16 protein-coding genes are annotated in these 17,791 nt (G+C 58.2%); 9 read left to right on the forward strand and 7 right to left on the reverse strand.

The features are described from left to right. The first annotated feature begins 140 nt into the window (after window positions 1-140). Both CKW11_RS20380 and bfr read left to right on the forward strand, forming a co-directional pair. Complete coding sequence (locus CKW11_RS20380; RefSeq protein WP_095139058.1) at window positions 141-1,595, forward strand: catalase; 1,455 nt, start codon at window positions 141-143, stop codon at window positions 1,593-1,595. A gap of 150 nt (window positions 1,596-1,745) precedes the next feature. Continuing rightward, window positions 1,746-2,213 carry a bacterioferritin gene (bfr, locus tag CKW11_RS20385; RefSeq protein WP_016983567.1) on the forward strand — a complete coding sequence of 156 codons (468 nt, stop codon included), beginning with the start codon at window positions 1,746-1,748 and terminating at the stop codon, window positions 2,211-2,213. A 65-nt stretch (window positions 2,214-2,278) separates the two neighbouring features. Here bfr and uvrA read toward each other — a convergent pair whose 3' ends face one another. Continuing rightward, window positions 2,279-5,113, reverse strand: coding sequence for an excinuclease ABC subunit UvrA (gene uvrA, locus CKW11_RS20390; RefSeq protein WP_095139060.1), 2,835 nt, complete (start codon window positions 5,111-5,113; stop codon window positions 2,279-2,281). Between the two features lie 191 nt (window positions 5,114-5,304). On the opposite strand from uvrA, the gene CKW11_RS20395 reads away from it, so the two are divergent. Beyond that, window positions 5,305-6,702, forward strand: a complete 1,398-nt coding sequence (locus CKW11_RS20395) for an MFS transporter (RefSeq protein WP_027614250.1) — start codon at window positions 5,305-5,307, stop codon at window positions 6,700-6,702. Between the two features lie 9 nt (window positions 6,703-6,711). Then, window positions 6,712-7,230, forward strand: coding sequence for a single-stranded DNA-binding protein (locus CKW11_RS20400; RefSeq protein ID WP_007966163.1), 519 nt, complete (start codon window positions 6,712-6,714; stop codon window positions 7,228-7,230). A gap of 200 nt (window positions 7,231-7,430) precedes the next feature. Here the strand turns inward: CKW11_RS20400 and CKW11_RS20410 are convergent, their stop codons facing one another. The 6 genes from CKW11_RS20410 to CKW11_RS20435 all read right to left on the reverse strand — a co-directional run bounded on the left by CKW11_RS20410 (window position 7,431) and on the right by CKW11_RS20435 (window position 11,959). Further along, window positions 7,431-8,588, reverse strand: coding sequence for a glutathionylspermidine synthase family protein (locus CKW11_RS20410; RefSeq protein ID WP_095139062.1), 1,158 nt, complete (start codon window positions 8,586-8,588; stop codon window positions 7,431-7,433). Between the two features lie 2 nt (window positions 8,589-8,590). After that, complete coding sequence (locus tag CKW11_RS20415; RefSeq protein ID WP_095139064.1) at window positions 8,591-9,268, reverse strand: DUF1190 domain-containing protein; 678 nt, start codon at window positions 9,266-9,268, stop codon at window positions 8,591-8,593. A 17-nt stretch (window positions 9,269-9,285) separates the two neighbouring features. Further along, the gene (locus CKW11_RS20420) at window positions 9,286-9,711 is read right to left on the reverse strand and encodes a DUF350 domain-containing protein (protein WP_095139066.1); all 426 of its coding nucleotides are present in this window, start codon (window positions 9,709-9,711) and stop codon (window positions 9,286-9,288) included. A gap of 15 nt (window positions 9,712-9,726) precedes the next feature. After that, on the reverse strand, window positions 9,727-10,377 hold the full coding sequence (locus tag CKW11_RS20425; RefSeq protein WP_095139068.1) for a DUF2491 family protein: 651 nt from the start codon (window positions 10,375-10,377) through the stop codon (window positions 9,727-9,729). Window positions 10,378-10,574: 197 nt separating this feature from the next. After that, window positions 10,575-11,273, reverse strand: coding sequence for a PspA/IM30 family protein (locus CKW11_RS20430; RefSeq protein WP_007966153.1), 699 nt, complete (start codon window positions 11,271-11,273; stop codon window positions 10,575-10,577). Between the two features lie 17 nt (window positions 11,274-11,290). Then, entirely contained in the window at window positions 11,291-11,959 is a 669-nt protein-coding gene (locus tag CKW11_RS20435) for a YjfI family protein (protein ID WP_095139070.1), read from the reverse strand. A gap of 572 nt (window positions 11,960-12,531) precedes the next feature. Here CKW11_RS20435 and CKW11_RS20440 point away from each other — a divergent pair. The 5 genes from CKW11_RS20440 to CKW11_RS20460 all read left to right on the forward strand — a co-directional run bounded on the left by CKW11_RS20440 (window position 12,532) and on the right by CKW11_RS20460 (window position 17,720). Continuing rightward, on the forward strand, window positions 12,532-13,662 hold the full coding sequence (locus CKW11_RS20440) for a ThiF family adenylyltransferase (RefSeq protein ID WP_095139071.1): 1,131 nt from the start codon (window positions 12,532-12,534) through the stop codon (window positions 13,660-13,662). Then, the gene (locus CKW11_RS20445) at window positions 13,663-14,856 is read left to right on the forward strand and encodes an MFS transporter (protein WP_095139073.1); all 1,194 of its coding nucleotides are present in this window, start codon (window positions 13,663-13,665) and stop codon (window positions 14,854-14,856) included. 90 nt (window positions 14,857-14,946) lie between these two features. Further along, window positions 14,947-15,681, forward strand: a complete 735-nt coding sequence (locus tag CKW11_RS20450; protein WP_095139074.1) for a TenA family transcriptional regulator — start codon at window positions 14,947-14,949, stop codon at window positions 15,679-15,681. 181 nt (window positions 15,682-15,862) lie between these two features. Further along, on the forward strand, window positions 15,863-16,972 hold the full coding sequence (locus tag CKW11_RS20455; RefSeq protein WP_095139076.1) for a DUF3182 family protein: 1,110 nt from the start codon (window positions 15,863-15,865) through the stop codon (window positions 16,970-16,972). After that, window positions 16,962-17,720 (forward strand): S9 family peptidase, encoded by a 759-nt coding sequence (locus tag CKW11_RS20460; RefSeq protein WP_027614239.1) that lies wholly within the window; start codon window positions 16,962-16,964, stop codon window positions 17,718-17,720. Before CKW11_RS20455 ends, CKW11_RS20460 begins: the two co-directional genes overlap by 11 nt. Window positions 17,721-17,791: the final 71 nt, after the last annotated feature.

Consider the following 17,791-nt stretch of genomic DNA (forward strand, 5'->3'; position numbering starts at 1 on the left):
CTATGTGCCGGGAAGCATAATTAGTAATTATCTATCGGTGACTACAAGTTAATGAATTTGTAGATGTAACATCGATGATCAATACTTCCCAGCAAGCCGATTAGCCGGCAGTTTCAAGACTGACAGAGGAAGAAGACCGTATGAGCCAGATCAAAACGCTTACGACCGCCAGTGGCGCACCTGTCGCCGATAACCAGAATTCTCGCTCCGCCGGTCCTCGTGGGCCGCTGTTGCTCGACGATTTTCATCTGATCGAGAAGCTTGCCCATTTCAACCGTGAAAACATTCCTGAGCGCCGTGTGCACGCCAAAGGCTCGGGTGCTTACGGTACGTTCACCGTGACCCGCGATATCACCGAGTACACCAGCGCCAAACTGTTTGAGGCCGTCGGCAAACAAACCCCGACGTTCCTGCGCTTCTCCACTGTAGGCGGCGAACGTGGCTCGGCTGACACCGAACGTGATCCACGTGGTTTCGCTCTGAAGTTCTACACCGAGGAAGGCAACTGGGACATCGTTGGTAACAACACTCCTGTGTTCTTCATCCGTGATCCGCTGAAGTTTCCCGACTTTATCCACACCCAGAAACGTCTGCCGCAGAGCAACCTGAAAAGCGCCCAGATGATGTGGGACTTCTGGTCGCATTCGCCGGAAGCACTGCACCAGGTGACCATTCTGTTTTCGGATCGCGGCATTCCCGATGGCTACCGACACATGCACGGCTTCGGCAGCCACACCTACAGTCTGATCAATGCCAAAGGTGAGCGTCACTGGGTGAAGTGGCACTACAAAACCAAGCAGGGCATCAAGAACCTGGCACCGTCCGATGCTGCGCGCCTGGCGGGTACCGATCCGGATTACGCCCAGCGCGACCTGTTCGAGGCGATTGAGCGTGGCGACTTCCCGAAATGGCGTGTGTGCATTCAGATCATGACCGAGGCGCAAGCCGCAGCGCATTACGAAAATCCGTTCGATGTGACCAAGACCTGGTCGCAGAAGGAGTTCCCGCTGATCGAGGTCGGTGAGCTGGAGTTGAACCGCAACCCGCTGAACTACTTTGCTGAAGTTGAGCAAGCGGCGTTCGGTCCGAGCAACATGGTGCCTGGTGTTGGTCTGTCGCCGGATCGCATGCTGCAAGGCCGGGTTTTCGCCTATGCGGATGCGCACCGCTACCGTGTTGGCACCAACCACCAGCAATTGCCGGTGAACGCTCCACGCAGCCCGGTGAACACTTACCAGCGCGACGGTTCGATGGCTTTCGGCAGCAATGGTGGTGCAGCACCTAACTACGAACCGAACAGCTACATCGAATCGCCGAAGCAAGCGCCGCACTACGCCGAGCCTGCGCTGGCCTTGAGCGGTGCTGCTGACCGTTACGATCATCGCGAAGACACCGATTACTACAGCCACGCCGGTGCGCTGTTCCGTCTGATGAGCGATGAGCAGAAAGCCTTGCTGGTCAGCAATATCGCTGGCGCCATGAGCGGTGTTTCACCTGATGTGGTTGATCGTCAGTTGCAGCATTTCTACAAGGCCGATCCGGCGTATGGAGAAGCAATCGCAAAGCTGCTCGACGTACAGCTTAACGAAGTCTAAACGAGAAGCAGAACCGCCCTCATTAGGGCGGTTTTTGCGTTATTTAGGCCGCTTTTCTCAGAATATCTTCGCTTTTATTGCGCGAAACGGGGTGACCTTCTGGTCAGCTTGGTTCAAACTACAGACTTTCAAGCAGGGAGATGTAGGGCGATGCAAGGCCACCCAGACGTAATCGATTACCTCAACACGTTGCTGACCGGCGAACTGGCCGCGCGTGACCAATATTTTGTTCACTCGCGGATGTATGAGGACTGGGGTTTCACCAAGCTCTACGAACGAATCAACCACGAGATGGAAGAAGAAGCCGGCCACGCCGATGCACTGATGCGTCGGATCCTTATGCTTGAAGGCACTCCGCGTATGCGTCCGGATGATCTGGATGTCGGCACCACCGTGCCGGAGATGCTCGAAGCCGATCTGCGTCTCGAGTACAAAGTCCGCGCCGCACTGTGCAAAGGCATTGAGCTGTGCGAGCAGCACAAGGATTACGTCAGCCGCGAGATCCTGCGGGTTCAGCTCAACGATACCGAAGAAGATCACACCTACTGGCTAGAGAAGCAGTTAGGCCTGATCAAGCTGATCGGTCTCGAAAACTACCTGCAGTCCCACGCGTCCTGATTGCAGAAGATATAAAAAAGCCCCTGTCACTGATGAAGTGACAGGGGCTTTTTCATGCCCGGCGATTAAGCACGATCGCGAATCAGCAACGGCTTGAGGTAGTGACCGGTGTGAGACTGCTTCATCTCGGCTACTTCCTCCGGGGTACCGGTGGCGATGATCTGCCCACCCTTGGAGCCGCCCTCCGGCCCCAGATCCACCAGCCAGTCGGCAGTCTTGATCACGTCCAGATTGTGCTCAATCACCACCACCGTGTTGCCGTGGTCGCGCAGGCGATGCAGCACGTCGAGCAGTTGCTGAATATCCGCGAAGTGCAGGCCGGTGGTCGGCTCATCGAGGATATACAGAGTTTTGCCGGTGTCGCGCTTAGACAGCTCGCGTGACAGTTTGACCCGCTGCGCTTCACCACCGGACAGCGTGGTTGCCGATTGCCCGAGCTTGATATACGAGAGGCCCACATCCATTAACGTTTGCAGCTTGCGCGCCAGCGCCGGTACCGCGTCGAAGAATTCCCGGGCTTCCTCAATGGTCATCTCGAGGGTTTCATGGATGCTCTTGCCCTTGTATTTGATCTCAAGGGTTTCGCGGTTGTAGCGCTTGCTCTTGCACACATCGCACGGCACGTAGATGTCCGGCAGGAAGTGCATTTCGACCTTGATCAGACCGTCGCCCTGACACGCCTCACAGCGCCCGCCCTTGACGTTGAACGAAAAGCGCCCCGGGCCGTAACCACGGGAGCGCGACTCAGGCACGCCGGCAAACAGTTCGCGGATCGGTGTGAACAGCCCGGTGTAGGTCGCCGGGTTGGAGCGCGGCGTACGGCCGATCGGGCTCTGGTCGATATCGACAACCTTGTCGAGATGCTCCAGGCCCTTGATGCTGTCATGTGCGGCCGCTTCCAGCGTGGTCGCACCATTGAGTGCAGTAGCGCTCAACGGGAACAGCGTGTTGTTGATCAGCGTCGATTTGCCCGAGCCGGAAACACCAGTCACGCAGGTCAGCAGGCCGATCGGGATTTCCAGATCGACGTTGCGCAGGTTGTTGCCGCGCGCACCTTTGAGCGACAGCGTCAGCTTCTTGTTGCGTGGTGTGCGTTTGGCCGGCACTTCGATCTTCACCCGGCCCGACAGGTATTTGCCGGTCAGTGAGTCCGGGTGCGCCATGACTTCGGCCGGCGTACCTTCAGCCACGATCTGCCCGCCGTGCACCCCGGCGCCCGGCCCGATATCCACCACATAGTCGGCCAGACGGATCGCGTCTTCGTCGTGCTCGACCACGATCACAGTGTTGCCGATGTCGCGCAGGTGCTTGAGGGTGCCGAGCAAACGGTCGTTATCGCGCTGATGCAGTCCAATGGACGGCTCGTCGAGGATGTACAGCACCCCGACCAGGCCGGCGCCGATCTGGCTCGCCAGACGAATGCGCTGTGCTTCGCCACCGGACAGGGTGTCGGCGCTGCGATCCAGCGACAGATAGTCGAGGCCGACGTTGACCAGGAATTGCAGACGCTCGCGGATTTCCTTGAGGATCTTGTCGGCGATTTCGCCACGCCGCCCGGTCATCTTCAGTTCGCCGAAGTACACGCAGGCATCGCCGATCGGCAGGTTGGTCACCGCCGGCAGGGTTTTCTCGCCAACCCACACGTGCCGCGCCTCACGACGCAGACGAGTGCCGCGGCAATCCGGGCAAGCCTGGGTGCTGAGGAACTTGGCCAGCTCTTCGCGCACGCTGGCCGATTCGGTTTCGCGGTAGCGACGCTCAAGGTTCGGCACGATGCCTTCGAACGGGTGCGAACGTTTGACGATATCGCCGCGGTCGTTGAGGTACTTGAAGTCGACATTCTGTGAGCCGCTGCCGTGCAGGATCTGCTTCTGCTGTTCGGCGGTCAGTTCGTTGAATGGCTTCTCCAGGCTGAACTTGTAGTGCGACGCCAGTGAGCCGAGCATCTGGAAGTAATAGACGTTGCGCCGGTCCCAGCCGCGAATCGCGCCTTCGGCCAGGGTCAGTTCACCATTGACCAGACGCTTGATGTCGAAGAACTGCTTCACACCCAGACCATCACAAGTCGGGCAGGCACCGGCCGGGTTGTTGAAGGAGAACAGCTTGGGTTCCAGCTCGCTGATCGCGTGGCCGCAGATCGGGCAGGCGAAGCGCGCGGAGAAGATCATCTCTTCACCCGGCTCATCATCCATCGGCGCGACCAGGGCAATGCCGTCCGCCAGTTTCAACGCGGTCTCGAAAGATTCGGCCAGACGTTGCTGCAGATCGGCGCGAACCTTGAAGCGGTCGACGATGACATCGATCGAATGCTTCTTCTGTTTATCCAGTTTCGGCAGTTCATCGAGTTCGCAGATCCGCCCGTTGACCCGGGCGCGGACGAAGCCTTGGGCGCGCAGCTCTTCGAACACTGACAAGTGCTCGCCTTTGCGCTCGCGGATCACCGGCGCCAGCAGCATCAGTTTGCTGCCCTCCGGTTGCGCCAGCACCAGGTCGACCATCTGGCTGACGGTCTGCGCTTCCAGCGGGATGTCGTGATCCGGGCAGCGCGGCGTACCGACGCGTGCATAAAGCAGACGCAGGTAGTCGTAGATTTCGGTGATGGTGCCGACCGTGGAGCGCGGGTTGTGCGAGGTCGACTTCTGTTCGATGGAGATCGCCGGCGACAAGCCTTCAATGGTGTCGACGTCGGGCTTTTCCATCATCGACAGGAACTGTCGGGCGTAGGCCGACAGGGATTCGACATAGCGGCGCTGACCTTCGGCGTACAACGTGTCGAAGGCCAGGGACGACTTGCCGGATCCGGACAGGCCGGTGATGACGATCAGTTTGTCCCGTGGCAGGGTCAGGTCGATGTTCTTCAGGTTGTGGGTACGGGCCCCACGTATCAGGATCTTGTCCAAAGTGGCCTCGCTCGGCGGGCGTCGAAAACGTAGGAGTATACGGGCAAATACTGGATGGATGCACACTATCAAACGAAGGGTTTTTTACCTTGCATGAAGAGAGTTTCATCTATACGCGTCATAGCGTCGCGATATACCCCGTCTTTCGATGGGACTGGTAGAATCGCCGCCGGTTCACACGAGGTTTTTCCATGCACGATCCCCACAGCGAACGCATGAGTGGCAGCGAGACCCGCGCAGCGAGCGGTCTGGCCCTGGTGTTCGCCTTCCGTATGCTTGGCATGTTCATGGTGTTGCCGGTACTGGCGACCTACGGCATGGACCTGGCGGGAGCGACCCCGGCCCTGATCGGGCTGGCGATTGGCGCTTACGGCCTGACCCAGGCGATTTTCCAGATTCCGTTCGGGATCATTTCCGACCGTATCGGCCGGCGGCCGGTGATTTTCCTCGGGCTGGTGGTCTTCGCCCTTGGCAGTGTGCTGGCGGCTCAGGCCGATTCGATCTGGGGCGTGATTGCCGGACGCATCCTGCAGGGCGCCGGGGCGATTTCCGCTGCGGTCATGGCACTGCTTTCCGACCTGACCCGTGAACAACACCGTACCAAAGCCATGGCCATGATCGGCATGACCATCGGTCTGTCGTTCGCCGTGGCCATGGTGGTCGGGCCGTTGCTGACCCGCGCGTTTGGCCTGTCCGGGCTGTTCCTCGCCACTGGCGGTATGGCCCTGTTCGGGATCGTCATCGTGATGTTCATGGTGCCGAAATCCACCGGGCCGTTGAGCCATCGAGAATCCGGCGTGGCGCGTCAGGCCCTGATGCCGACACTCAAACACCCGGATCTGCTGCGCCTGGATCTGGGCATTTTCGTGCTGCACGCGATGCTGATGTCGAGCTTCGTCGCCCTGCCGTTGGCCCTTGTGGAAAAGGCCGGTTTGCCCAAGGAGCAGCACTGGTGGGTTTACCTGACCGCACTGCTGATTTCGTTCTTCGCCATGATCCCGTTCATCATCTACGGCGAGAAGAAACGCAAAATGAAACGAATTTTGCTCGGCGCCGTCCTGACGCTGATGCTCACTGAGCTATTCTTCTGGCAGTTCGGTGACAGCTTGCGGGCTCTGGTGATCGGTACGGTGGTGTTCTTCACCGCGTTCAATCTGCTGGAAGCTTCGTTGCCGTCGCTGATCAGCAAGGTTTCACCGGCAGGCGGGAAGGGCACGGCGATGGGCGTGTATTCCACCAGCCAGTTCCTCGGTTCGGCACTTGGCGGGATACTCGGCGGCTGGCTGTTTCAGCATGGCGGTCTGTCGGTTGTGTTCCTTGGATGTGCGGGTCTGGCTGCCATCTGGCTGGCCTTTGCTGTTACCATGCGCGAACCTCCCTACGTGACGAGCCTGCGCTTGCCGTTGTCGCCCGAGGCGATCCGCGAAGCGGGTCTGGTCGAGCGCCTCAAGGCCCTCGTAGGGGTAACAGATGCAGTGATAGTTGCTGATGAAGCGGCTGTTTACATCAAACTGGACAAAGAATTAGTGGATCGCGACACCCTCGAACGCCTGGTGAACAACCCGGCCGGGGCTGCTTGCGAAGCCTAGGAGAACGTTATGGCCCGTGGGGTTAACAAAGTCATATTGGTCGGCACTTGCGGCCAGGATCCCGAAGTTCGCTACCTGCCTAACGGTAACGCCGTGACCAACCTGAGTCTGGCAACCAGCGAACAGTGGACCGACAAGCAAACCGGTCAGAAGGTCGAGAAGACTGAATGGCACCGTGTTTCGATGTTCGGCAAGGTTGCCGAAATCGCCGGCGAATACCTGCGTAAGGGTTCGCAGGTGTACATCGAAGGCAAGCTGCAGACCCGCGAGTGGGAAAAAGACGGTATCAAGCGTTACACCACCGAAATCGTGGTCGACATGCAAGGCACCATGCAACTGCTCGGCGGCCGTCCTCAACAGGGCGATCAACAAGGCGGTGGCAATAACTACCAGCAGCAGGCGCCACGTCAACAGGCTCCGCGTCCGCAACAGTCGGCTCCGCAACAGCGTCCGGCCCCGGCTCCACAGCAGGCTGCACCGCAACCGGCTCCGGATTTCGACAGCTTCGATGACGACATTCCGTTCTGATTCGTTGCTGCATCCGCGCTGAATAAAAAAGGCCCGTCGTTCAAAACGACGGGCCTTTTTTGTGGCGCAAGGTCCGCGATTACCACTGATCTCCTGTGGGAGCGGGCTTGCTCGCGAAGGCGTCGGGTCAGTCAAAGCATTTGTTGAATGGCAGTCCGCTTTCGCGAGCAAGCCCGCTCCCACAAATGCGGGTGTGTGGTTCAGTCGAGGATCAGGTGCGGCAGAAACCGGCTCGAATCCTTGGTGATCAGACTGTTGTCTTCCCGCACGCCGATCCCTGCGGCCTGATCACCAATCACCCACGAGCCGACCAGCGTGTAGCTGTCGTCGAACTTCGGCAATGGCGCAAATTCCTGCAGGATGAACGGCGCATCGGTATAGGGCCCGTCCTCTTTGACGATCAGACCTTCTGCCGTTTGCAGCTCGATATTCGCGCCTTCGCGGGAAAAGTACGGTTTGCGTACCCAGCCCTTGGGCACTGCACTTGCCGGGTTCGGATCAAGATGCGCTGCCAGCAGATTCGGATGGCCCTTGTGCAATTCCCACAGCAGCGGCAGCGCGCCTTTGTTCGACAGGATCGACTTCCACGCCGGTTCGAAAAACTGCGTATCGCTTTCGGCAATCGCTGCGCCGAACGGCTCGTGGAAAACAAATTCCCAGGCATGCAGCTTGAACAGGTGCGGGATCCAGCGATCCTGCAGATCGACGAAGCGACCTTCGGCGGTCAAGCCGATGTCTTCGATGTCGATGTGCCTAGATTCGATCCCGACCTTTTCCGCGATCAGGCGCAGGTAGTCGGTGGTGCCCTTGTCTTCGACCGAGTCTTTCATCGAAGCAAAGTAGAACGGCCGCTTGAGCTGCAACTCGGCAAACGCCTGGTGCAGCTTGGTATCGATGCTGTTGAACTGGTCGGCATGGCGCGGCAGCATCCCGCGCTCGATGCACTGCTCCAGCCAACCCCACTGAAACGCCGCCGCCTCATAGAGGCTGGTCGGCGTGTCGTAGTTGAGCTCCAGCAGCTTGGCCGGGCCGTTGCCGTTGTAGGAAAAGTCCATACGCCCATACAGATGCGGATGACCTTCCAGCCAGGACGTGCGGATCATGTCGTAGTACGGCGCCGGGATGCTCAGGCGATCCAGCAGCTCTTCGCTGTGCACCACGCGGTCGACCAGGTCCATGCACATCTCGTGCAGTTCGGTGGTCGGATCCTCCAGATCATTTTCAATCTGCGCGAGCGTGAACTGGTAGTAGGCGCTTTCGTCCCAGTACGGCTCGTCGTCGATGGTGTGGAACAGAAAGCCGAGGCTTTCGGCAGTCTGTTTCCAGTCGGGGCGCTCGGCGCAGTGGATCTTCTTCATGGTCAGCTGCTCGAACTGCCCCAGCCGCCCCAACCGCTGCGCGCGGAAGACTGGCTGCCGAAGCCGCCGCGGGACGTCGACGAAGCGACGTTGACCGGTTTGCTCCGGGTGCTGTCGTAGCGGGTGTCGGTGCGGGTAGCCGGTGCCGATTCGATTTTGCGGTACTGCGTCGAGGTGTTGTAGGTCTGGCGCGTATCGCGATCGCGATAGACTGTGCGATTGGCGTTGTTGCTCATCGCATTGCCGATCAGCCAGCCCGTCAGCCAACCGTTGCCGCCGCCGGACGAGTGAGATGTACTTTGTGCGTTCTGCGCGGCGGAGGCTTCACCGGCAGGCATCTGCGCATTGGCAAGCGCATTCAGGTCCTGTGGCGCCTCGCCGTTCTGCGGCACCTTGAAACCGCCGAGCTTCGGCACGAAGCGGCCATCGGAGTTTTTCTGGCACCAGTCGGCGGCAAAGTCGGCGTCGCACTTGGCCTTGTCATCGTAGGCCGGGGCAATGCGTCGGTGTTCGGTCAATGCCGCGACATAGGCGTTGGAGCAGACATCGGCGGCCACCTCGGCGCCGACGCACTCCTCGACAGATTGGAAGCGTTGCTGCTCCTGCGCGGTAACCTCGCCGGAAATCGCCAGCGCCACCGAAGCGGCGAGGGACAGTTGAACGTACTTGCTGCGTTTCATCGAAGGCTTCCTGCCGATCAGTTGGACGGGGTCATGCACGCGGCGTTGAGCATGCCGACGCTGATGGCCACTGCGGCCACGTAGATTCCCGAGGCGATTTCACCGTTGGCGATACGCTGCGACGTGCCCTTGAGCACCAGGCTTGTGGCGAGGAATGCCAGCAATTGCACCACGGCAGCAATCACCGCCCACAGCACGAAATCGAGGACGTTGACCGAAAACGCGATGACATTGCTGGCCGGAATCGCGAAGCCGATGATCGCGCCCGCCAGAGCGATGGCGGCAGCGATGTTGCCGGAGCGAATCAGCTCGAACTCTTTGTGTGGCGTGATACGGGTGTAGACGAACTGGAACAGCATGAACAGCAGCACGGCGCCGATCAGGTAGACGACGAAACCGACCAGTGCGGTCTTGTTCAGGGAAACGGCCAGCACTTCCAGCATGGAAAACTTCCTTATTTAAATGGTGCTCAAATCAGTCGTGTACAGCGAAATGCCCAGCGAGGTGCTCAGGCTGACGGTGCCTTCCTCGTCCTGTTCGACGGAGAACAGCAGCAATTCGCGGCGATCGGTCAGGCCGGTCTCGCGCGCGTAAAGCATGGAGTGGTGTTCGATGGTGTAGCTCTCGTCCGGGTTGACCACGTGTTCGGTCATCGGAACGAGTTCGGTCTGGCCCTGCTCGGTGCCCCATTCGCGGCTGTACTGGACGCCGTCGTGGGTGTAGATCGGCAGGCCGATCGGGCTTGCGGGGCCGGCGAGGCGCTGCAGCTCGGCGTCACTGTTGACGGTCACGTAGCTGAGGTAGTTGAACAGGGTGACCGACTCGATCTGGTCGTCACCGGTGACGTGGATCTGCAGCCAGAAGTCTTCGTTATTGAGGTAGTAGCGATGCAGCTTGTTGGATTGGCCGAGGTCGATCCAGCCGGCGCTCCAGATTGCCTCTGCAGCCGGAACCTGTACCGAGGTGCTGCCATCAAGCAGCAAGGCCAGGGTCGAATCGAATCGCACGCCTTTGCCTTGTGCCATCCCGAGTGGGCCACTGGCAACGGTTGGCGTTGGCGCAGCGGTCTGCCAGTTGCTGGTGCCCAGCAAGTCTTTGAACCATCCCATGGGTACATTCCTTGAGGCGGGTGGAGGTGTTCGTCGTAAAAAACGCCGCCAGTGTACCGGGCCGGGCGACGAACGACACGCCGTAAACCATGTGGGAGCGGGCTTGCTCGCGAAGGCGGAGTGTCAGGCAGCTAAAGTAATGACTGACAAATCGCTTTCGCGAGCAAGCCCGCTCCCCCAGGTTTTTGTGCAAACGCTTACTGAGCGGACTTCTGCTTCAGACGCTCGAGAATCGCATTGGCGCTGCCTTCGTTAGGCGTGATGCCGGCGTCGCGCAGTTTGCGTTCCAGGTCATTGCCGGTCGAAGCGTCAGCCAGTTCATCGGCGGCACTCAGCTCGGCAGCGCGTTGCTGCTGCTTGGCCTGCAGACGATTCAGCGTGCCGACAGCGGTTTCCAGCTTGCCGTTGGCACCGCCGCTGGCGATGGACGCGCTGACCTGCGCCTTTTGCACGCTTTCACGGGCCTTGGCCATGTCCACTTGCTGGCGCAGGCTCTTGATCCGCGACTCGGCCTTGCTGATGTCCTTGCGCATGTTTTCGGCGTAGGTGCCGAACTCGTCGCTCTGGGCTTTCTCGGCGGTCAGGTCGTTGGTCAGGGTCGAAATCGCTTCGGCCACTTCCATGGCCAGGTCTTCGCGGCCGGCGTTCAGTGCGGAAACCGCCTTGGCTTCCAGATCCTTGATCTTGGCGTCGTACTCGCTCACGCGATCGGCGGCCAGCTTGTGCTTGGCCATGATGGTGACCAGCTCACGGCGGGCATTCGACAGCGCGGTGTCGGCGTCGCGGATTTCCTGATCGAGGATGCGCAGGGCCTGTTGGTCGACGATCGCTTCGCCGACTTCATTGGCGCCGCCGCGCAGAGCGGTGAACAACTTGCTCCAGATGGACTGAGTCATTGGATATTCCCTGTTGATTACTTGAAGAAGTGTTCGAAGGCTTCGCTCGCGCGCTGCACGTTGTCGACCAGGGTTTTCACCTCGGTGACGACGTTGGTCAGGCTCGAGTCGGCGCTGAGGGCGCCAAACATGTTGTAAACGGTCTGGCCGTTGGGCATCGACTCGATGCCGATCGACGACAGCGGGAACATTTCCCGGCTGCGCAGCACGGCGTCGTTGAAGGCGTGCACGTCAGTGATCGAATCGATATCCACCAGCACGGTGTCAACGATGATCTGCTGACCAGCCAAGGCGATGTGAATCGGCAGACCGCCGAATTCGTTCATTTCCAGCTTGATGCTGGGTTCGGAGCTCTGGATCAGAGACAGCGTGATCTCCTGCGAAGCCACCTCGTCCAGTGCCTTGAGGGCGTTGAAGAGGCTATCGATGTTCCAGTTGTTGCCTGCGCTCATGTAATTCTCCGACATGAATGAGCCAGCCAGAATCGGTTGGCGTAGCTGTTGCTCCATCTGCTTGAGCAAGCTTCGGTTTTCCGGAAGTACCCAAGTTTCGTGTTTCACATAACCGGCGGCAGCCAGGCCCGCGCGCATCTGCTTCATGTAGAAGCTCGACGGTTTTTTCGCGGACGGTTTCGAGCGCTCTCCCTGTGGGCTCTCTGATGCAACGGTGGGGGAGCGACTTTTCATGGCAATGACTCCGTTATGAACATCTCACGCGTGAGCCACACTACAACCAATTCAAAATGCCATCAATGGCTCACGCGTGAGATTTTTTCAGCCTGTCGAATTCGCTGAGAGGTGGTGGTTGCGAGCGTTGATCTTGGGTGAAGAGGGGATTCCGATCAATTACTGATGTTTATTGTCTGGAAGGCGAATCTATTTTCAATTCTCCCGATATGATTTTTTGCTGTTTAAATATTGAAGATAATTCCTACGCTGTTTTTGTATGTTTCCGTAAGAGGTAATTGCGACACTTGGCAAGAGTGTAGGAAGTGTGTTTGGTGTGAGTAATATTAAGAAACAAGCTCGGTTCGCAACCACTGAAAACATATTCTAGTTTTGGGGTGTGCACACCTTCATCCCGGTGGAAAAACAGCTTGGACCACCGGCCCTTCAACTTTTGAGGAAAACATTATGACTTTCGAAAAAGCATCTTCCGCTGGCGATTCTCAGATCGGCTGATCTGATCAGTAAGAACCGGGGCCTTCGCGGCCCTGGTTCTTTTACTAACTTGTTTTAATAGCGATCGAGGCTCGAATATGAAACTTTGTCTTAAACCGACGATTATTCCGTTCAAACTTGATGGTCAGGTAGTTCTGCGTTTTAACGGTCAATACGCAAAAGTCCCCGACCTACACGGTGCTGTCTGGGAGTTCATCAAGGCACTTGATGGCCGTACACCCTATGAGGAGTTGATTACCCAGGTGGCAGACCGTTATCCCGGGGTGGGTCAGGACGAAATCCGTAGCGTTGCGCAAGATCTGATCAAATACCGGCTGGTCGAAAGTCCGGATGCCTTTGAAACGACTTCACTTTCGGATCATGATCGCATCAGATTTTCCCGCAACATCGACTTTTTCGGGTCGATGGCGGCTGTGGGCGAGAACAAGTTCACCCCCCAGGAAAAACTGCGCGCGGCCAGGGTCTGCGTACTGGGCTGCGGTGGTCTGGGCACCCATATCCTGTTCGACCTGGTGGCGCTGGGCGTCCACCACTTGACGATCCTCGATTTTGACACGATCGAGATGAGCAATTTGAACCGGCAGATCCTTTACAAGGAAACCGACGTTGGCATGCCGAAGGTTGCAACGGCCAGGCGCAGGTTGCTTGAATTCAACAGTCACCTCGACATTACTGCTCACGAAACCCGCCTGCAGTCGGCGCAAGACGTCGCCGGCATCGTACGCGGTCACGATATTGTGATTTGTGTCGCCGATAAACCCGCGAACTACATGGCCGACTGGCTGAATGAGGCCTGTGTTGAACAGGGCGTACCCTTCATTTCAGGCGGGCTTGATGTACGCCGCTCGGTGTTTTATTCGGTGGTGCCTGGCTCCTCGGGCTGCGGTGCTTGCTGGCTGACGTCGGCGCGGAACAAGAGCAGCCTGGTGAACAGCGTTTCGACCATGGCCAAACAGCACGACATCACTTATGAGCATCCCGGCCCGGCTCTTGTGACTTTGGTGGCCGTCACCGCTGGGATGATGGTCAGCGAAACGGTCAAGATCATCACCGGCTGCCAACCGCCACAATTGACCAACAAGCTCAAGGAATTCACATTCGACGACCTGGACGTCAGCGTTGCTGAAGTCTGGCAACAGAATCCGGACTGCACGGTGTGTGGACATCTCGCGAACGCGCAACGGTCGCGTCAGGCGGAGATCGTCTAGATGTTCAAACTCCTGGCGTCCTATGCCATCACGTCCATCTGTTCATGGGCCATCGCGTTTCTGATCCCGCTTTATGTTTATGAGCAGACAGGCTCCCCAGTCTGGACGTCGCTGGCTTTTTTCGCCGCGATGGCGCCCTACATACTGGTCACGCCCTTCGCCGGTGTATGGAGTGATCGCTACAGCAAACGGCGTTTTCTGATCGGTGGTGATCTGATCAACATCGTCACCGGCTGCCTTATATATGCTGCCGTGAATACGCTGTCCGGGAACAGCTTGAGTATCACCCTGTTACTGCTGAGCTTTCTGTTGGCAAGCGTCGGCGCCACCCACCACCCGGTCTTCCAGAGTATTGCGCCCGCACTGATCGAAGGGCCCAAGCTCCACCGGTTCAATGCAATCGTCAATGCCAGTGACAACATCATTCGCATCGTTGCACCAATCGGCGTTGCAGCCTTGCTGGCCTTCAGTACCAAGGAGCAGTTGCTGATTGGCAGCATTGTCGGATTTGCGCTATCCCTGCCGCTTTGCTTCTTGCTGAAAGAGCAGGGTAAGCCTGCGCCTGCCACCACGCGGGTATTCACGGAAATCAAAGCCGGACTGCTCTATGTCATCCAGCAGCGAGAACTGTGTTCGTTTGTCATGCTGTTCTTTTTCTGCAATTTCGGTTTTGCCTTGATCGGTGCCAGCCTTGTTTATGTCTACACCACGCTACTGGCCGTGCCATTGAGTGATGTCGGCTATTACTACGGGCTCATTGGTGCAGGTGCCGTCGCCGGGTCAGCCGTGGGTGCGTTTCTGGTGAAGAGATATCCGGCCGGCATTCTTATCCGTCGAAGCTGTTTGCTGGCCGGAGTGTTTACGCTGATGGGGGCGATGGCCAACGATCCGTGGTCACTTTCGGCACTGTGGGCGCTTTCTACCGGTTGCCAATCCGTGGTGGTCATCGCTTTTTTCACCTATCGCCAGCAAGTGGTTCCGCAAACCATTCTTGGGCGAACGGTAGGAGTTACACGGCTCATTGCCTACCTCGCGATTCCGCCGGCGAGCCTGCTGAGTGGATGGCTGTTACTGCATTTCTCAAGCAGCGCTGTGATTCTTGCGTCAGGCGGTCTGTGCATCATTTTCGCCTCTCTATGTGCTTACTTTCTGGCCAGGTTTGAGCGCCCGGTCATTTACAGCGACGCACAATGAATACGGTTTTGTAAGTTTTTCGGTCTTTCGGAATAACTGGAAAGTTTCGATCGGCTGGATGGCTGATAAAGAATTAAAAGGAATTTAAAGTTGGATGAAGACAAAGAGTTGAATGGCGGCGATAGGGCGAAGGTCATTAAATTCATAACCGGAGGCACATTATGGGACGAATGGCTGGACGCTGATGCGTTAGATGAATTGGTTAATCATGAACTGTTGCTGGCAATGCAAGACGGTCATGTTTCGCTGCAGGGGATGCGTTACTTTCTGATCCAGCATCATTACTACTCGCGAAACTTTACCCGCTTTCTGTGTGCGATCATCAATCGCCTCGAATCCCTTGACGACATCAAATTGCTGATGGAAAACATGCAGGAGGAAATGGGCATTGATGGTGACAACAAGCTCACACATGCCGAGCTGTTTCAAAGGTCGCTACGGATCCTGGGCACCCATCCCTTGGCTGAATTGCCTTTACCTCAGACCGTGGATTTCACTCAATGCATCATGCAGCTTTGCCGCAGTGAAAATCCTGTCGAGGGCCTCGCGGCGCTCTGCCTGGGAGCCGAAGCCATTGTGCCGCTGATTTACCGACCGATTCTGCTGGCGCTGGAGGGACTGAACATCAGTGAGGAAGGCCTGGAGTTCTTTCGCTTGCACATCGAAGAGGATGAGGATCATGCGATTACCATGTTGGGAATTCTGCAGCGACTGACTCACCAGATTCCTGAGACCAAGCGGCTTGCGATTCAAACCGGGCGTCAGGCTATGCTCAAACGTTGTGTCATGTTCGATGCCATCTGGAAGGAAGTCAGTCAGCGGTAGCTGGCGACCCGTTTCGTGCAAATTGCCGCGGATTCGCTGGCAGTCGTGCAGATTGAAACAGGCCTGATGCCACCACCCTATGCTCAAGCGATTGATTCATCGGGTATTTCTGGCCCCAGGCGATTGGCCTGATCTCTGCACTTCTCTCATTACATTCATCAAGTGGCTTGAAGGGGGGCGCATGACCCCGATGTCGAGCAGGAAAGTGGTCGTCGCCCATTCGGTTCGTGCCGGGGCGCCGCAACATGAAGTGCAGACCAACGAGGCGCTGGCCCGCTGGCTGGCGCAAATTCTGGGGCTCAGCTTCGGCGGGAGTTTTGATCCGCAGAAGCATCGCGGTCGCGATTTGTATTGGCTGCCGACCCAGACCATTGTCGGCGCGGCCAGCGCGCGCAATCTGGGTATCAAGGGCCCCGGCGATTTGTGGGGCGGGTACGTCGAACACGATTTCATTTGCACCAAAGCCATCAGTCACGGTTTGCGCAGTCATTTGGCTCACGCGCCACAGGGCTGGGCGCCGCAATTCTCCGAGCGCGTGCGCGATGTGGTGCTCGACGGCTTGACGGTGTTTGCCGTGGAAGATGCGCGGCCCGCCGCCGAGCATCTGCTGTACGGCGGGCCGATCCGCCTGAAGCCGATTCACGCCTGCGCCGGTCGTGGCCAAGAAGTAATCAACAGCCTCGACGCGTTCGATGAAGTGCTCGCCCGTGCGGAGGCTGCCGAGCTGTTTCGCGATGGCGTGGTGCTCGAACAGGACTTGAGCAAGGTCTTCACCCACAGCGTCGGCCAGTCATTCATCGGCGACAAAGTGCTGAGCTACTGCGGTGATCAATACTTGACCAAGGATGCCCATGGCGAAGATGTCTATGGCGGTTCGAATCTGCTGGTAGTGCAGGGCGGCTACGAAAATCTGCTGGCGCTGGATTTGCCGGACGATGTGCGACTGGCCATCCAGCAGGCACAGATCTTCGATCGGGCGGCAGACGAGGCATACCCGGGTTTCTACGCCTCACGTCGCAACTACGACATTGCCCAAGGGCTGGACAGCAATGGCAAACCCCGCAGCGGGGTGCTCGAACAATCCTGGCGCATGGGCGGTGCCAGCAGCGCTGAATTGGCCGCGTTGCAGAGCTTTGTCAATGATCCGCAGATGCCGGCGATCCGAGTGTCGACCGTAGAAACCTATAGCGATCAAAGCCTGCCGGCGGACGCCATCGAAATCTATCGCGGGCCAGCGGAGAACAGTGAATTCCTTCTCAAATACGTAACGGTCAAATCCTATGACGGCTAGAAGCGAAAGCATTCAGATCGACATTGATGACGAACAGATGAGCGGGACGTTTCTCAGTCCAAAATCGAAAGTCCCCGGCGTGTTGTTTGTGCACGGTTGGGGCGGTAGCCAAGAACGTGATCTTGAACGCGCCAAGGGCATCGCCGGTCTCGGTTGTGTATGCCTGACCTTCGACCTGCGCGGCCACACCGGCGGCACCGGCATTCCGCTGACCCGGGTCACGCGCGAAGACAACCTGCGTGACCTGCTCGCAGCCTACGACCGCCTGCTGGCGCATCCGGCGCTCGATACCTCGGCGATTGCGGTGGTTGGCACCAGCTACGGCGGTTACCTCGCTTCGATCCTCACCTCGTTGCGTCCGGTGCGCTGGCTGGCGCTGCGGGTACCGGCGCTGTATCGCGACGAGCAATGGCACACGCCCAAGCGTGAACTGGACAAGGCTGACCTGCGCGACTATCGGGCGACGTTGGTCCGTGCAGACAGCAACCGTGCGCTGCACGCCTGTTCGCAGTTCACCGGGGATGTGTTGCTGGTGGAATCGGAAACCGATGACTACGTGCCCCACGCGACGATCATGAGTTACCGCGCCGCCTGTCAGCAGACGCATTCGCTGACGCACCGGATCATCGACGGCGCCGACCATGCCTTGAGCGAGCCGGTTTCGCAGCAGGCTTACACCTCGATTCTGGTGGACTGGATTACCGAGATGGTGGTCGGGGAGCGGTTGAGCATTATTCAGTCCACATGAGTTGTGGTGTCTCTTCGGACGCCTTCGCGAGCAAGCCCGCTCCCACATTTGGAATGCTTTCTACCTGTGGG

Origin of the sequence: Pseudomonas sp. Irchel s3a10 (assembly GCF_900187525.1) — a bacterium.
In the GTDB taxonomy this organism is placed as follows: Bacteria; Pseudomonadota; Gammaproteobacteria; order Pseudomonadales; family Pseudomonadaceae; genus Aquipseudomonas; species Aquipseudomonas koreensis_G.

Coding starts and splice junctions, on each gene's coding strand:
- CKW11_RS20440 (WP_095139071.1), top strand. CDS start 12,532: ATGAAACTTTGTCTTAAACCGACGATTATTCCGTTCAAACTTGATGGT.
- CKW11_RS20380 (WP_095139058.1), top strand. CDS start 141: ATGAGCCAGATCAAAACGCTTACGACCGCCAGTGGCGCACCTGTCGCC.
- CKW11_RS20430 (WP_007966153.1), bottom strand. CDS start 11,273: ATGACTCAGTCCATCTGGAGCAAGTTGTTCACCGCTCTGCGCGGCGGC.
- CKW11_RS20445 (WP_095139073.1), top strand. CDS start 13,663: ATGTTCAAACTCCTGGCGTCCTATGCCATCACGTCCATCTGTTCATGG.
- CKW11_RS20395 (WP_027614250.1), top strand. CDS start 5,305: ATGCACGATCCCCACAGCGAACGCATGAGTGGCAGCGAGACCCGCGCA.
- CKW11_RS20410 (WP_095139062.1), bottom strand. CDS start 8,588: ATGAAGAAGATCCACTGCGCCGAGCGCCCCGACTGGAAACAGACTGCC.
- CKW11_RS20415 (WP_095139064.1), bottom strand. CDS start 9,268: ATGAAACGCAGCAAGTACGTTCAACTGTCCCTCGCCGCTTCGGTGGCG.
- bfr (WP_016983567.1), top strand. CDS start 1,746: ATGCAAGGCCACCCAGACGTAATCGATTACCTCAACACGTTGCTGACC.
- CKW11_RS20425 (WP_095139068.1), bottom strand. CDS start 10,377: ATGGGATGGTTCAAAGACTTGCTGGGCACCAGCAACTGGCAGACCGCT.
- CKW11_RS20420 (WP_095139066.1), bottom strand. CDS start 9,711: ATGCTGGAAGTGCTGGCCGTTTCCCTGAACAAGACCGCACTGGTCGGT.
- CKW11_RS20400 (WP_007966163.1), top strand. CDS start 6,712: ATGGCCCGTGGGGTTAACAAAGTCATATTGGTCGGCACTTGCGGCCAG.
- CKW11_RS20435 (WP_095139070.1), bottom strand. CDS start 11,959: ATGAAAAGTCGCTCCCCCACCGTTGCATCAGAGAGCCCACAGGGAGAG.
- CKW11_RS20455 (WP_095139076.1), top strand. CDS start 15,863: ATGACCCCGATGTCGAGCAGGAAAGTGGTCGTCGCCCATTCGGTTCGT.
- CKW11_RS20460 (WP_027614239.1), top strand. CDS start 16,962: ATGACGGCTAGAAGCGAAAGCATTCAGATCGACATTGATGACGAACAG.